Annotated in this window: 10 protein-coding genes and 1 pseudogene; 8 read left to right on the top strand and 3 right to left on the bottom strand. The window is 67.0% G+C overall.

What is annotated here, in order from left to right; genetic code table 11:
• Nucleotides 1-3 precede the first annotated feature (3 nt).
• The 4 genes and pseudogenes from AC5WS8_RS32270 to AC5WS8_RS32255 all read left to right on the top strand — a co-directional run.
• Nucleotides 4-408 (top strand): hypothetical protein, encoded by a 405-nt coding sequence (locus tag AC5WS8_RS32270; RefSeq protein ID WP_496107059.1) that lies wholly within the window; start codon nucleotides 4-6, stop codon nucleotides 406-408.
• Complete coding sequence (locus tag AC5WS8_RS32265) at nucleotides 405-1,790, top strand: phosphotransferase (protein ID WP_496107058.1); 1,386 nt, start codon at nucleotides 405-407, stop codon at nucleotides 1,788-1,790. Before AC5WS8_RS32270 ends, AC5WS8_RS32265 begins: the two co-directional genes overlap by 4 nt.
• Before the next feature lie 33 nt (nucleotides 1,791-1,823).
• Nucleotides 1,824-2,504 (top strand): GFA family protein, encoded by a 681-nt coding sequence (locus AC5WS8_RS32260; RefSeq protein ID WP_496107057.1) that lies wholly within the window; start codon nucleotides 1,824-1,826, stop codon nucleotides 2,502-2,504.
• Nucleotides 2,505-2,650: 146 nt separating this feature from the next.
• A pseudogene (locus AC5WS8_RS32255) lies at nucleotides 2,651-2,809 on the top strand (helix-turn-helix domain-containing protein); the annotation flags it as partial.
• 358 nt (nucleotides 2,810-3,167) lie between these two features.
• Here the strand turns inward: AC5WS8_RS32255 and AC5WS8_RS32250 are convergent.
• Together AC5WS8_RS32250 and AC5WS8_RS32245 are read right to left on the bottom strand one after the other, a co-directional pair.
• Entirely contained in the window at nucleotides 3,168-4,835 is a 1,668-nt protein-coding gene (locus AC5WS8_RS32250; RefSeq protein WP_496107056.1) for a DnaB-like helicase N-terminal domain-containing protein, read from the bottom strand.
• On the bottom strand, nucleotides 4,832-5,185 hold the full coding sequence (locus AC5WS8_RS32245) for a hypothetical protein (RefSeq protein ID WP_496107055.1): 354 nt from the start codon (nucleotides 5,183-5,185) through the stop codon (nucleotides 4,832-4,834). Before AC5WS8_RS32245 ends, AC5WS8_RS32250 begins: the two co-directional genes overlap by 4 nt.
• Before the next feature lie 375 nt (nucleotides 5,186-5,560).
• Here AC5WS8_RS32245 and AC5WS8_RS32240 point away from each other — a divergent pair, with 375 nt between their 5' ends.
• The 3 genes from AC5WS8_RS32240 (at nucleotide 5,561) to AC5WS8_RS32230 (ending at nucleotide 12,309) form a co-directional block, all read left to right on the top strand.
• Nucleotides 5,561-8,917: a hypothetical protein gene (locus AC5WS8_RS32240; RefSeq protein WP_496107054.1), complete on the top strand. Its 3,357-nt coding sequence runs from the start codon at nucleotides 5,561-5,563 to the stop codon at nucleotides 8,915-8,917.
• A 525-nt stretch (nucleotides 8,918-9,442) separates the two neighbouring features.
• Nucleotides 9,443-11,677, top strand: coding sequence for a type II toxin-antitoxin system prevent-host-death family antitoxin (locus AC5WS8_RS32235; protein ID WP_496107053.1), 2,235 nt, complete (start codon nucleotides 9,443-9,445; stop codon nucleotides 11,675-11,677).
• Nucleotides 11,678-11,688: 11 nt separating this feature from the next.
• Nucleotides 11,689-12,309, top strand: a complete 621-nt coding sequence (locus AC5WS8_RS32230) for a hypothetical protein (protein WP_496107052.1) — start codon at nucleotides 11,689-11,691, stop codon at nucleotides 12,307-12,309.
• A gap of 313 nt (nucleotides 12,310-12,622) precedes the next feature.
• On the opposite strand, the gene AC5WS8_RS32225 is transcribed toward AC5WS8_RS32230, so the two are convergent.
• Nucleotides 12,623-13,378, bottom strand: coding sequence for a hypothetical protein (locus tag AC5WS8_RS32225; protein WP_496107051.1), 756 nt, complete (start codon nucleotides 13,376-13,378; stop codon nucleotides 12,623-12,625).
• A gap of 435 nt (nucleotides 13,379-13,813) precedes the next feature.
• Between AC5WS8_RS32225 and AC5WS8_RS32220 the strand changes: the two genes are divergently transcribed.
• Nucleotides 13,814-14,095, top strand: a complete 282-nt coding sequence (locus AC5WS8_RS32220; protein WP_496107050.1) for an HU family DNA-binding protein — start codon at nucleotides 13,814-13,816, stop codon at nucleotides 14,093-14,095.
• Nucleotides 14,096-15,052 lie beyond the last annotated feature (957 nt).

Here is a 15,052-nt window from a genome sequence, read left to right as displayed (position 1 = left end):
AGGGTGAGCACCACGATCACAGGAGACCGCAGCCTGTGGACTTACGAAGCGGACTCGACCGGGGTCCTTCGGGGGCAGATCCAGACCTACCACGGAGAGGAGCGTCGCACGGGCCCTCACGGCACGTACGCCGGCCTAGGCCGCTCCTACGAGGACGATCTCTCCGACTCGGCGTTCAGCGACGTGACTGAGTGCCGCTTCCTCGTCGCCCGTGCCTGGCTCCCTGAGGACGTCGTCGGCTACCTGCGCACCACGAGCTTCGCCCACCCCGCCCTCTTCGCCGACCAGCACCAGGAGTTGGAGGCCGAGGCGCTCGGCCTCCTCCGGCGCCATGCGTACCGCGGCGTCCTGAAGGAGGACGCAGAGTTCACCGTGCTGCTCGGCCGCCGCCCCGGAGGTGCCGCGTGAACGGTGACAACCAGCGGCACACCGAGCCGCTCGACGTCCACCTGATCGCCGTTCGCGACGGCGCGGCCGGGCAACCCGAGGTGCTGCTGTCCCGGCGGGCCGGCGACGTGTACGCGGCGGGATGCTGGCATCTGGTCAGCGGGCACCTGGACGGCCCGTGGGAAGACGTGGTCACGGCCCTGGTGCGCGAGTCCCGGGAAGAGGCTGGCATCGTCGTCGACCCGACCGACGTCCACGCGGCCGTCACCGTGCACCACCGCTCCCCCGCCGGCGGCGCCCGGCTTGGGGTGTTCTTCGAGGTGAAGCGCTGGGAGGGCATCCCGCAGGTCATGGAACATCGGGTCTGCGACGCCATGGAGTGGTTCCCGTTCGACAACCTGCCGGAGCCGATGGTCGCGTACTGCCGGGCCGGACTGGACGCCTATCGGGCCGGCGCGCGGATGGCCGTGCACTTCCAGGAGCCCGGCGACCAGATCGCGTACGCCCCGGGCACCGACCGTACGGTCCTGGTCCCAGACTCCGGCGGCCGAGGCGACGTCCCTGAACGGGTGCGCGCCTTCGTAGAGCAGGCGGTGGGCCGGATCACCGCCTGGACGGACGTCTCTTGGGCGCGTGAGGAGAGCCGCGTGTGGCGGGCAGGCGGCGCCAAGGGCGGCACTTGGTACGTGAAGATCCACCAGAACGACCGCTTCCATCAGCGCGAAGTCGGCGCGCTCCGCGGCTGGGTGCCCTCCCTCGGCGCGGCCGCGCCCCGGCTGGTGGCCGCCAATTCGCAACTGCGGGCCGTAGTCCTCACCGAGGTAGGAGGCCGGTCCCTGCACGGCGCTCTCCACCCGCCCGAGCAGCAACGGCACATCTTCTACAGCATCGGGCAACTTGCAGCCGCCATCCACACCAGCGCCCCACCGCGCCGGGCCGCCGGCACCCTTCCGCTGGGGAAGCTGGAGCGGCACCTGGACGGCGCCCGGCCCCACCTCGGGCCTGGGGATGAGGACTTCATCCGCGCCACTGCCGAGAAGGCCGCTTGCCTGCCCGCTTTGGATGCGGTCCCAACACATGGAGATCTCCAGCTGCGCAACCTGAGATGGGACGAAGCCGCCGATGCCCTCTATGTGATCGATTTCGAGCGGTCGGAGGAAGGCCCGGCGATCAGGGACTTCGTGCGGCTGTCTGATGCCTGGCACGGCCGCCCCGACCTTCTGCAGGCCGTGATGGACGGCTACGGCCGTCCCTTCACCCCGGAGGAGGAGGCCCAGCTCGCGGCCCTGTCTGTCTTGGATTCCGTCTCCGGCATCTCCTACGGCACAGCCCACGGCGATCCCGAACTCGTGGAGCGCGGCCAGCGCACCCTGGCCCTGCTCCGCGCTGCACAACGCCCCTGACTACCACCACACGTACGTACGAGGAGCAGCACGTTGACATACACCGTCCGCGACGAGTGGGAGAAGCACTACAGCGACGGCAAGAGCTTCCGGCAGCTCGGTGAGCGCGAGCGGGAACTCCTCGCCGAGCACGCCCCCGTCCCCGACGGCGGCGGGGCGCTCGACGTGGGCTGCAGCACCGCAGATCTCGGACAAGGAAACCCCATGCCCAGTTCACCCCACCTCTCCGGCCAGACCGCTCCTTCCTCCTCCCCCAGCAGCCCGCTGGGGAACACGAACCCGGCCGTCGATGTCCCAGGTACAGCCGTCGCGCTCAGGACCGGACGCTGCCAGTGCGAGCACATCGTGTACCAAGTGCTAGGGGCCCCAGACGATCCGCACTTGTGTTCCTGCCGACACGAGACACGGATCTCCGGCGGCCCGGGGGTCCTATGGGTCGGCTTCCGCAAGGACGGGCTGACATGGATCGGGTCCGGCGGCGAGCCAATCTGGTACGCAACCTGGCCGACCCTGCGCCGAGGCTTCTGTCCGCGCTGCGGAACACACCTCGTGTCGATCGCCGACGACTCGAACATGATCATGGTCACCGGATTCAGCCTCGATGACCGCGGTGGCACCGATCCTGTCGGCCACTCCTTCCGCGACGAGGCGGTGCCGTGGATGACCATCACCCTCGCTTCCGACCCACTCGCTCCGGAGCCCGCGGCGCCCTGACGCTCTCGTACGCCGCCCCCTGAATCGCGCTTCCCGACAGAACGTGCGGCTTCGGCCTCACTGCGCGCGTGTCAGGGGTGCGGCGGTGGGGTTCTGCTCGGCCCCCCCGAGCGGCCTCCAACGCCCCCACCTCAGCCGGGCTTCCTTTGCGCGCAAGGTCGTCCAACACGCTCGGTCGGACCGCTGGCCCTGCGCCCTCGGGAGGCAAGAACGAGCAGGCGAAGGCGGTCCGCTTCTCGACCCTCACCGCGATCTGCCGCGAACTGAACTGCCAACCCGGCGACCTGCTCAGCATCCGCCAAGATGGCCCCCTTCCCAGAGGACCTGGCCAGCGGTATCACGACCAGTCGTGCACGTCGCCAGCAGAACCACGCAAGCCATCTGGCCTCGTTGCCAGACGATCACGAGGCTCGGCTACCGCGCACGACCGCACGAGACTCCGGCCACCACACTCGAACCACCCGATGACCAGCAACTTCAGGATGAAACTGGCTCAGTGGTGCGGGGAAGTCGGTATTGCTGTAGGGACGATGTCCTGCCAACGCCCTGGTCGAACGGCCCAGTTCACTGCCGACGCGCCTGCGAGTACGAATGTTGGGACGATAAACGAGAGCAAATCAGCCATCTGGGTGTGTATCTCCTGCTTGGGCCGGCGCGGATTGCTCACACGCGTGCGTACTGGCCGTGCGACTGTGCGGTCTGGGGCTGCTGCGGTTGGCGAGGCGTGTGGCCGGGAGTCGGGTTGTAGCGGAGCGCCGACTGAGCCGCTTGTGTGTACTGCTGTGCTGCAATGCCAAGCATGGCGTCAGTCGACATGTGGGGGGTGTGGGCCGCCTTCGTGACCACGGTGTTGGCCTGCTCGGTCGACCGCCGCAATGTGACCGTGACCAGCTGCTGCGCCATCACCCGGGGATCCTGCGGACCTCCGTCCGCCGGTTGAGTAATTGGGGCTGCGTCGGGGTATGCGGCGGAGGCGATCTGGACCATCACGTCGCCGTTCAAGGCTTGCGCGTTGCTGCTCGTCAGATGCGCCTCCTGGACCAGCAAGAGTGGGTGCCAGGGCGTGGGGTGACGCTGCATGGCCTCGAACAGAGCTCGGTGCTCCGGCACGGTGAAGTCCTCACCACGCAGGGCCTGGTACTGCTCGGTTCGCATGAAGTCCGGATTCTGGAGTGCCGCTTCTATGACCACGCGCTCGCGTGCAGGGGTGGCGTAAGCGGTCTCCGGCCGGGTCCGAACGCGCGTCGTTTGCGCCGAGGTCGGTGCGGCAGCGTTGTTGACGCGCTCTCGCAACCGCTGAATTGCGGTCACGGAGCGGGCGAGTGCGGCGAGGAGCCCTTGGGCTACGGGGCCCGCCGAGCGGATCTCGGCGCTGGTTTGCTCACCTAGCTGGGCAACGTAGTTACGGATGTGGGGGTCAAGTACGAGTTCCCGGGCATGCCGACCGATCTGGTCGGGAGGGAGGTGTGCCAAGGAGGCGTTCTGGTCCTGCATGAGGAGAAGCTCGGCACGCTGCCGGAAGGTGGGATCGTTCAGGGCTTCGGCTGCGGCGGGGTCAGTGGGTGCTCGCTGCGCGAGAATGGCCTGCATGTTGTCGACCGTCATGCGGGTCAGGGTGATGACCCTTGCGTCGCCAACGAGGTATGGATCGTGTGCGGCTTCGGAGTGGATGACGGCATTGGGTCCGGTGACGAGGGCCTGCCAGGCCACGTTGAGGAACTCGTCGTCGAAGTCCTCGCCCTGAAGCCAGTACGGGGAGGCTGTCGGGTCCTGAGGCTGGTAGCGGAAGGCCTCGGCGTTGCGCGGGTCATGGAGTACGGCGCCCACGATGGACAGGGCACCCCATGCCTGGATGTCGGCTTGGACGTGTCCCGGGGAGGGCGGAGCCTGGGTCAGCGGCTCCTGGCGGGGGCTCGCGTTCCAGACCTCGACAGCATGCTCGAAGGCGGTGGCGGGGTGACCGTGCTGGGGAGCTTGGAGGTGGTTGATGTACTCCCACAGCCCGCCTCGTCCCTCCCAGGCGTTCCGGTCTGCGACCAGCCTCTGGGCGGCTTGGTCGCCTTGCGCTGCCCGCGCCTGGTACAGGTTCCAGAGTCCGTGGTAGAGCTCTATTGCCGGGGGCTTGGCGAAATAGCCGTTGGGAGATTGCAGCTGTGCATTGCGGAGGACCTCGTACATGTCTCCGAGCAGGGGGGCGCGGAAATCTGCTGGCTGTAGCCAGGGTTCTCCCGGGGCTGCCGGGTTGGTCAATCCCCATTGCACGAAGCTGGGGTCTTGCAGCAGCGCGTTGATCACCAGTGCTTCGTGCCGGGAGACGTCTGGCGCGTTCATCGCGACTCTCCGGCGGCTTGGTCCACGGTGGCGTGCGGGGCTGGGTCGGGTCCGCTGTGGATCGGCGGCACCACGGTGGCGTGCGCAGCCCGCCAGCGGTCGGCCTGGGAGTCGACGAGTGCGCTGCCAGCCTCATCCAGGGCGTACCACTGCCCGTCGTCTGTCCGCCACCAGCGATCCGCATACCGGATGGGGGCGCCGGTGAAGTCAGCCAGAACGCTCGCCTTACCCTTGTCGATCAGTTCCTGCATGGCCACATCGGGGATGGGGGCGGCCACGATGCGCTGCAGGGCGGCGGCTTGGAGACGCTGTGCTGGTGTTGGCGGATTCGCAGTGTGGTCGGACACCATGCCCCCTGGTGATCGCGGAGTTGCCAGGAGCCACGCTGGGCGAGTCGGAAGCACAGGGACAAGGGCTATCCGGATCGAGGGTCTGCGCTTCCCGTGAGGCGGGCTGGGTCTTGCTCCACGTCCCGTGGAGCGGGCACCCCAGCGACTCCGAGGAGCACCGGTATGGCCACCGGTCTCGCCCACCGTCCATGTGATCGGTTTAGGAAGTGCTTCCCACGTGGCGGGCGGCTTCTCCCGATGACGTTGCGCGGGGCGGGAGCAACGGACCTTTTGTCCAGACAGGGGGAGACAACCCGGCGCGAGGTTCTCAGTCTGGGTGGAGACGTGCCGTGTGATCGGTGCGCGCCGTGCGATGTCCCGAGGAGTGCCGACCTGATGAGCCAGCCCGATGCCGCCCCCGTCCCCCCGTCGCCGGACTACGCGGTGCTGGGGCTCTCCTCCTCTGATGAGGTGAAGGCGCAGTGGGTGACCCCGGATGCCGCAGATGCCCTCAAACAGGTGCTGACCTGTGAGCGCACCGGTCTTCGAGGGCTCGTGCTGGAGTTGGACGAGGATGGAGCCGTACCTCTCGAGGCCCGCGAGGTCGCGGCACGAGCGTTGGCGGACTGGCCGAGTGGCTGCACCCCTCATGGTGCAACGTGTACGCGGGATCCTCATGCGGAGGCTGGGCGATGGCTTGCAGGCATCTTGAGTACAACAGCAACGCCAGCCCTGGAAGCAGCAGCTGCGGCGTCGGATACGGCTGCGGCCAAGTGGGCCGCCTACTTCCCGGATCTGCCGTCCGCTGAGACAAGGACTCTCGCAGGGCTCATCGATGAGGCGGCCTGGGAGAAATTCTGCACCACAGGGACTGAGCTCATCGATCTCCTGCGGCACATGGACACCTTCGGCTCGGATTCCAGTACGAGTCCGACGGACGGAGTGCGCCCCCTCTCGTACTACGTACACGGGTTTCAGCGTCTCCGCGCAGCCTGCGACGCGGTTCCTGAACTGAGGCAGGCTGCAGAGTTCTTCCTGTTGCAAGCAGTGCTCAGCAGTCAGGAAGCGGCGGAAGTCGCCGGCTTCGTCGGGGCCGCGAGCGAGGACATGTATGCCTGGGCTCAAGACCGGTTCGGTGACGATGCAGAGGTCGTGGCAGCGGCACAAGCACGGGCAGCTCTGTGGCGAGCCGGTCGACAGTTGAGCGCGGCCGACCAGCGCCGGGCGGCCAAGTGGCAGGCCCAGCACCCGAGCGCGCGGCGAAAGCGGGACCTGCACGACATCTGGTCTGCGCAGCGCGGCCCCGAGTGCTCTGTCGGCAGCGAGCGCCACGCAGCAGGACAGGCAGAGCGAGAGAGTGCGGAGGGGCAGCGCCAGGCCAGATATGCGTTGTGGGCGTACCTTGCTGAGCACGAGGCGGAACTGACTGCCCCCGATCCTGGGCGGCGGGGGCCGGGCAGAGACCGGTGGCTCCGACACCGCGGGGAGGCAGAACAGCTGGCTCTTGCGGCCTACCTGTCCGTGGAGCATGCAGCCGCTGATCTCGAGCTCGTCCTGACCCGGGTGGGCGCGGCTCTGGAGTCAGGCGAGGAAGAGTTCGCTGAATTCGCCAGCGAATGGAGGGCCCTTCAGCAGGCGTCGGGGGCCCTGCGCGGTCTGCTCCCGGGAGACCCGTCTGAGTTGGCTCGTCCGAGCCTTGGCTGGGGGAAGTGGCAGCGGTCAACTCCGAGGCTGTATCGCCTCACCTCGGATCGCGGCGAGCCGGAGGACGGCGTGACCAGTGAGGCCTTGGCCGCCGCTCTTTGGTGGCTTCGCAGGGATCGGCCAGGAAATCGGGTCACGTTGTCGTGCTCGGACGCCCTCGGTCAGTGGCAGACGCTTGCCTTTCGCCTGCTGCTGCGGCGCATTCCCTACGCGGCGCTGAGCACCCAGGAGCGTGCCGAGTTGGATGCCGCACTCGCTGTCTGGCTCCTGGAAGAAGGACAGAGCTCCGGGAACAAGACCGACTGGCATCACATGGGCCGGCGATGGGCCGAGGTGCTGTCCGATGCCCCGCCGCGTACGTCCGTCCTCACCCGGGTTCGGGCCCTTGGCCACGGCAAGGCGGGGGAGGTGGCCGCCCTCCAACAAGGCGCATCACTGCCAGACGATGGTGTAGGAGACCTGTCCCATCCCGGCGAAAGCGCGTCTGCAGACGGCAGGACGACCACCTTCCTTGATCAGCCTTCCGGGGACTCCCAGCCAGTCCTGCTGGAGTCCACGCATGCCGGCGATGCGTGCTATCTCCACGCCGCACTACGCAATAGTGGCCGCACCATCGTCGCCGCGATCCGGCCCTCCGGCGATGGCGTGATACTCGCGGACAGCAATATCGTGGACACCTCCCGACTCTTCGCTGCAGTGGTGGAACAGGTTTCGGGAAGTCCCGAAGCTCAGCGAACCCAGGTGGAGCGGCAGGTCGTGGCTGATGAGACCGCAGCGTTTGCGTTGAGGGCGGGGCAGGCGGAGCAGGCCCCGTGGGTGTCCTACCTTCGCGACGTCGAGGAGGAATACCTAAGCGGCCAGGCCACCCTGGCTCAGTACACCGAGGCGGCCGAGCAGGCGTGGCACCAGCTCGTTCAGTTGATTTCAAGGGGGCAGCCGGCTGACGGGCGGGGTGCGCCCGACCGCTGGTACGAGGTGGGCTCGTCCGCAGATCCCTCCGGCCCAGGAGAGGTTCACCTCGACCTGGCGGGCGCACTGTGTGCTTGGGCCCAGCGGGACCGCCCTGATGAGCGCTTCGACATTGCGACGGGCGAGATTGCCGTTCCTGGTCGCCGGGTCCTGCACCTGCCCGATGTCCCGGTGGCTGATCTCCTGGGTCCTGACCAGGAGGTCACCGATGCCGGTGCCTCTCGGGTGGTGGCGGCGTTGGCGTTCTGGGTTCATCAGCAGGCGCGGTCGACTGCGCTCGGGGCGCTGGACGGGAAGGACTCGATCGCCTGGATGCGGGCTGGATGGGCGTGGGGACTCGTGTTCGGCGCACCGATGCCCGAAAGAGTGGCTGATGAGCTCAACAGCCTCGGGCTCCCAGGCGAGACGGTGCAAGCGGCGGCGCGGACGGTTGCCGCAGCTGTCGCGCGGCTCGAACTCGAGCCCTCGGCGGCGGATAGCCGCAGCGGCTGGCTTCTCCTGACGGCCGCTGCGGCAACGTGGGATGAAGCGGTAGGCCCGTCCCGTGCCTACCTGGACAGACTGCTGTCGACGGACCTGATCTCTTCGAAGGCCAGTGACTCTGACCGGAGCGACCCCTTCCTGACCGCCGCACGGCGTATTGGATTCATCGCGCAGAACGCAGGGGCTCCGGCGCTTGGCGCCGCATATCGAGCAGCTGCCCGATTCGGGGAACGAGCCAATGACCTGACGGAACTGCCTGCGATGCCGTCCCGGACGCTGGCGCGGGCTATCGAAGTGCAGAGGCGAACGCCCCGCGAAGCCGACCGTGCTTTCCAGGCTGCCGAGGCGCTCTCCCAGGCCGCGGCACTGCTGACGCTGTACGTCGATGGGGGATACCCCGAGCAGGCTGTAGCCGATCTGCGGCAGTCTGTCCGTGAAGCCCGGGGGTATCTCTCGGCTCTGTGTCGACAGCAGGCAGCCGGCCTGGTTGGCGACCGTGATCCACTCGGGTCCGTTGCTACTGGGGCGTCGCCGGTCCTCGGGGAGGACGGGAACTCTGCTGGAGCGTCGTCGGCTACCGGGTCACAGGCGGGATAGCAACAGCGCAGCAAGAAGGGCACCAGAGTCGGACGATGAGGTCGGGAAGCCGGCGAGCGTTGCCCGAGGCGGCGTCTTCGGCCACTTCGATGTGCAAAGACTCCTGGCACTCGGCGCACCGAACCCAGTTCGGGTCCTTCTGCAGCGCTTTCGCCACTCGTGCACCCAGCTCAGCCCCAGTCCCCCCGCCCATGCTCCGACACTACGTGCTGCCCATGACGGTGGCCTTTTTCTTTTCCCGCAGACTCCGGGGCTCCCGTCGCTGCAGCCGGGTTCGCTCGTTGAAGCGGTGGCCGATGCCTCAGGGCGCACCTGATCGACCCGACCGCGCCTGGGAATCGCGCACGTAATGCTGACCGGCGGATCCACTGGCGCTTCAGGGGCGGAGCACCCGCCCGCCAGTCCGCCAATGCGCCTCACTCCCCCGCCGCGTCATCGACTTGCGACTTGAATGCCAACTCGAACTCTGTAAGGATTTCTGTAAGGCAAAATGTAAGCTATCGTTACAGAGGCTGGGAGGTGCGCGTGGACACGCAGCGCATGGGAGTGGACGCGGTGCGAGCCTCGTTCAAGGCCGTGGTGGACCGTGCAATCGACGGAACCCCCACAGTCATCGGTGACGCCGCCGTCCTGTCTCCCCTCACTGGGCTCGGGCCCGACCTCGAGCACGCTCTCCCGGCCCTCCCCCGGACTCCCATCACCCAGGCACGGGCAGTGTTCGGCGATCTCGTCCGTCAGGCAAGCGCCGGTACACCGCAGGTGCTCACACGGCACGGCACCCCCGTGGCCATCCTCATCGCACACGCGGCCGTCAACCCGATCTCCCCGTCGGAGCTGGTCTCGATCAGCGATGCCCTCAATTCGAGCGGCCCTCTGCCGGTTTCGTTCGGCCTGCCCTCCTTGGACTCAGCCACCGAAGGCCTCCTCGGGGCTCAGCTGATCGTGGTCGCTGCGGCTCCTCACGTCGGCGGCACGCTGCTCCCCATGGCGGCGGCCCGAACCACCGCCAAATCCCCTGGGCTCGCTGTTCTGTATGCCGCGTCGGGACTGACCCGGGCGGAGATCACCCCTCGCCTCATCGCGGGCGAGGCTGGCGTCCCCTACCAGCGCTTGCGGGCTGGGCACCTGTCCTCACCGCAACAGGCGCTCGTACAGGACGCGAAGGTCAGGCTCGCAGCCGCGCGGCTGTCGATCTTGGACCGCCCCGGCTTGTCCGCCGAGGACATCCGCCTTGCGGCTGCCTCACTTGAGGGCATCGCCCTAGTAATCGTCGACCGGCTACAGCACGCGGCGAAGGACGGCATCCCCCTGTCCGGAGCCCGCTTGGAAAGCGAGGCGCACATCCTGGCACGTCTCGCGACCGACCTGCAGGTGCCCGTGATCGCGGCACTGGACACCGATGACAGTGCCGTCATCCGCGCCCTTGATCCCGCACTGGCACTGATCGTCAGCCGCGGCGACCAGACGGCACGAGTTGACGTGGTGGAGCGCGACCTTGGGCAGCTCGGTACAGTCACTCTGACCCCGGATCTCGGCAACGCGCGCTTCCTCGACCCTGCCGCCGAGAACGGCCACGCCCCCAGTGAACCGTCCGCTGCACCCTCTACACCCCCAGCACCCGCGACTGCGGAGCCGGCGACACAACAGCCAGCGCCGACGCCAAGCCCCCGTGCCTCCCGCACCCCCGAACCGGCCACCCAGTCCGCGACATCCGGATACCCAGGCGACTCAGCGCTCGTCGAACTTCTGGCCAAGGCCCGAGAGCACTGCAAGCCGGAAGATGTCGACCTTCTCAAGGCCTTCGCCCTGCGAACCGAGGAGCGGTTCGCCGAGGCCGGCGGAGACCTGGAGGCGTTGCCCAAGGTACTGGCGGACCACGCCATTGAAGACGTCGTCGACCTGTTCAACCTCTCCCGCGTCAGCGCGCGCTATGAGCACACGGCGATGCCACCAACTCCGCCCTTCTTGAAGGCCAAGGGCCCGAAGGAGCCAGACGAGACCTGGGAGGGCCGTCACAAGTGGGTCAACGCGCAGGTCCTCGACGGGGTTCGGTCCGGAGCGCTCGCCGGCCTGCCCGTCACCGTTCTGGACATGAATGCGGCCTACCTCAACGCGTTCAACACATGGCTCCCCACTGGCAAGTTGGAGCATGACCGGGACGGCGGATTCCAGAAGCGCAGGGCTGGCATCTACCTGGCTGAGCAGCCGGAGTGGCACCACCCGCACCTCCCGAACCCCCTCGGGCATCGAGAAGATCCGGGGCCACTGCTCCTGAACACCGCCACTGTGAAGCTGCTCATCAACTGCCATGAGAAGAAGCTCTGCGACGCGCCGCGGATCTCCGAGTCGTGGACCTCTGGAGCAACGGAGTACCTGCTGGCCAAACTGCGCCGATCCCTCGACGCTCTGCGCCTCGCCGCCTACGAACTGGAGCAGCCGCTCATCACGGGCTACCTCAAGGACATGTACGCCAAGTTCGCCTCGACCATGGGCAACTCGCGCTACAACCGTGAGCTGTACCGTCCGGACTGGATGCACACTGTTCGATCCCAGGCATTCGCTGCGCTCTGGCTGCGTGGATACAAGCTCCACGAGGGCGGTCTCACGCTGGTGCAGATGATGGGCACCGATGAGATCCACGTCGCCGGAAACCGCGACTGGCGCGAGATCATCCCCCATGGCCGCAGGCTCAGCGAGATGAAGGACAAGCCCGACGAGAGCTACGTCTTCGACGCCGAAAAGGCCCTGTACCTCAGCTAGGGAGCTGACCTATGGCAGACACTGGATGGCAGCGCTTCGGGCTTTACGGGGCTGACGGCATGCCGCAAAACGTACACGGAGGCCTCGCTCTCGCCCGCTCCTTGGAGGAGCTGGTCCAGCGGTTTCTGCGGGACGGAGGTATCAAATCCCCCGTCACCTCGACGCGGGGGCTCAACGGCCGTCTCAAGTACCTGGCAACGCATGAGGGCGGCGTGGCGGCGCTGCGTCAGGCAGGTGTGACGGTCACAGACGGCACCATTCGCCGCTGGTTCAGTCGAACTCAGAGACCCGGCCTGTCCAACCGAGAGCTCGTGGACACCGCTTACTGGACTCTGCGCGCCCACAACATGCTGCGGAACCTGGGCTGGTTGAAGAGGCACTTGGACAACAAGGGGCGTGGAATCACCCTCGAGATCTACCCCGTCGATCAGACCACCGTGCGGGGCAAGTACCGACGTGACCTCAATGTCCGTACCAAGAAGGCACGCCGAGAGTGGCCGGCCTTCATCGACGCTTTCCAGCACGGCAACGAGACCAAGCTCAAGGGACGTTGGGAGGCTTTCATCCGCGATATTGACTCCGACTGGTCGGCATACACCTATGTATCCCACGTCGGTCTCATCGGTGCCTGATCTGCGGATTTCCGACGACGTACTGCCGCCGCACCGAAGGTCCGGAAACTGCTTGCCCCGCCCAGCGACTGGGCCGTCGCGGACCGGACGACGGCAGGTTCTCGACTTCCACCCGCATGACGGCGCCGTACTCGCTACCGTTAGGGGGCTGGTGCGGCGCGTCCCCCCGTCGCGCCGCACCAGCCTCCTCACTGACTCAAGGCTGCCGTGACAGGTTTTGCCTCCGATTCCTGCGACTCACAACGCACCGGTGGACCGTGCGAGTGGTGCCAGTTTGCCCCCGCAGTACCAACGGCTGGGATCACGGCGTCCGTTATTCCTTCTCGCTGGCCGTGTCTTCGGTACCTGCGCTGGCCGACGCGACGGGACCGTAGTAGACGCTTCGCCCCTGAGTCGTGCGCTCCAGCTTGCCCTTCGCGACGAGCGCTTCGAGCGCCTCGCGGGTGGCCGCGGGGCTTGAGGTGAACTCGGGGTGGCGCTGGGTGAGTTCCTTCGTGACCTCTGCGCTTGAGCGCGGTTGGCCGACCTCTGCGAAGTAGTCCAAGATCAGCTGTCGTCGGGTCGTCCCCGGCTCGGCCTGCTGCGCAGTGGATTCCTCGGCAGCCGTCTTCTTGGCCCTGGGCTTCTTCTCGGTGGTCTTCTTCGCGGCCGGCGCCTTCTTGGCCGTGGTCTTCTTCGCGGTGCTCTTCCCGGCCGGCGCCTTCTTGGCCGTGGTCTTCTTCGCTGTGGTCTTCTTCGCTGCGGCCGTCCGGGCAGGCGCCTGGAGTGCGCCTTGCTCGCTCGCAGCCGCGGCGGACGCATCGCCGGTCTCACCAGCCGTCGCTGTCCGGGGCCCTCGTTCTTCTGCGTCCTGCGCGCCTTCTTCCTGCGGAACCTTGACGCCAAGCTGGGAGGACGAGCCGTCCTCGTCAATCACCGCCTTCATCTTCCTCAGCAGTTCGAGCTCGCGTTCCACCAGCGCCAGGCGCTTAACCAGCTCCGCGTGCTCCTTCTCCCGAGCCGCCAGGTCCTCTTCGACCTTGGACGTGTACTGGGTGTAGAGGTTGGCGCTCTCCGCAGGATCAGACACTTGCTGTCTCCGTTCGTCCGAGTGGTGTTGATCCGGGATGCTACTCACCGCAGTCACCCGCGCACCGCATAGTGCGACAATCCAACACGCACGAGGACCAGGAAGTCTGCGCGCTGACATGGCATTTGAAGCTAAGGGCCGACGTTCTAGCGAACGATGCTGGTGTACTCCCCCAGCACCTCGAGGCTCATCACCCCGTGGAGATCCGGAACGGCGAAGCACCATAGTCCCGCCAGCTCAGTCGCACCATGTCGGCTTCTCACTGAGGACACCCTGGACCCTCTGGGTGCCGTCGTCACCCCCTATGACCTCTCCCCTGCTTCGCCTTGTCACGGAAGCCACGCACGCCGTTGTCGGCGTCTGATAGCAGGATCTGGTGTGATTCAGTCGGTACGCTGCACGGCAGTAGATCAGGAAAAACGGGAGACCACGAAAATGAATCGCACTGAGCTGGTGGCCGCGCTGGCCGAGCGCGCCAAGGTGACCCGTAAGGACACCGACGCTGTTCTGACCGCGCTCGCCGAGACGGTCGGCGATGTCGTCGCCGCGGGGGACGAGAAGGTCACCATCCCCGGCTTCCTCTCCTTCGAGCGTACCCATCGGGCCGCCCGCACCGCCCGCAATCCGCAGACGGGTGAGCCGATCAATATCCCGGCCGGCTACAGCGTGAAGGTCTCCGCGGGCTCAAAGCTCAAGGATGCGGCCAAGGGGAAGTAAGCCAAGCCCGTTCGGCGCCGAGACTCGCTCGGTAGGTCCCGGCCTGTCAGCCGGGGCCGCCTACCTCTGTGTCCTCTGCGCCAGCCGCTCTTCATAGGGATCGAGATCCGTTCCGCGTTGCTGGAGGGACGAAGCGCGGGCTCGAAGTCACCGTGGTTCTGCGGAAGTTCCAAAGTAGACGGCCGGGTCCGCTTTCTTGAGCGCCATCTGTGCGGCATGGCGGGCGTCAGCGGGCACATCCCCCAGCTCGCGAACGAGCCTCGCATAGATGGGTGCGTCGAGTGCGTCGGTATCGCCGTGGTTTGCGGCGGCGGCCGGCTCCATCTTGTCGTCCGTCCTTCCCCATGGGGTCTGGAGGAGGCGAGTTTACGCGTTCACTGTGGCCTCAGATCGGCAGGGGCGGCTTGGATGACTGGGGACTTCCTCCTGGCCCTTCTCTTTAGGGACGGGGCTTGCATACAAGAGATCCGGTCAAATGTCTGGACGCAGGGCGGTATGGGTCTTGGCGACCCACGCTGTGGAGCCGGCCGGGAGACCGGATGCTGAACGGCTACGCAGGCGGAGATGGACCCAGTCATCGGTCTCGCTGAGTTGGGTTCCGCTGTCGAGATAGTGCAGGTGCCCGACCGCGGGGCACATCGTTCCGGGGCCGGAGCGGACGGTGACGTAGTCACGGATGATGTACCGGGTCTCAGTCGTGCGTGGAGCCGAATCGCGGCTCAATGCGGCGGATACGGAGGCCGTAGTCGCTGTGCGTACGAGGCGAAGATGGGACACGAGCAGCCTCCAGGGTGCCGTTACCGATAGCCGAGCTGGCGAAACGAAGGGGGTGCCCAGGCTCGCGTGCTGCGCGCGTCGTCGTCACCGGTGTGCCCGCGTGACGGGCCGCGTGCTCGTCGTATCCCGCTCAGAGGCGTGTCCAGGGAAGCGGCGAGCCCGCAGCGTCGGAAGCCGTCG

The sequence above is a fragment of the Streptomyces sp. PTL18 genome, from assembly GCF_059510295.1.
This window is presented reverse-complemented; position numbering and strand designations above follow the sequence as displayed.

Excerpts from the sequence above, each read along its gene's own strand:
- AC5WS8_RS32240 (WP_496107054.1), top strand. The coding sequence starts at position 5,561 with ATGAGCCAGCCCGATGCCGCCCCCGTCCCCCCGTCGCCGGACTACGCG.
- AC5WS8_RS32230 (WP_496107052.1), top strand. The coding sequence starts at position 11,689 with ATGGCAGACACTGGATGGCAGCGCTTCGGGCTTTACGGGGCTGACGGC.
- AC5WS8_RS32220 (WP_496107050.1), top strand. The coding sequence starts at position 13,814 with ATGAATCGCACTGAGCTGGTGGCCGCGCTGGCCGAGCGCGCCAAGGTG.
- AC5WS8_RS32245 (WP_496107055.1), bottom strand. The coding sequence starts at position 5,185 with ATGGTGTCCGACCACACTGCGAATCCGCCAACACCAGCACAGCGTCTC.
- AC5WS8_RS32250 (WP_496107056.1), bottom strand. The coding sequence starts at position 4,835 with ATGAACGCGCCAGACGTCTCCCGGCACGAAGCACTGGTGATCAACGCG.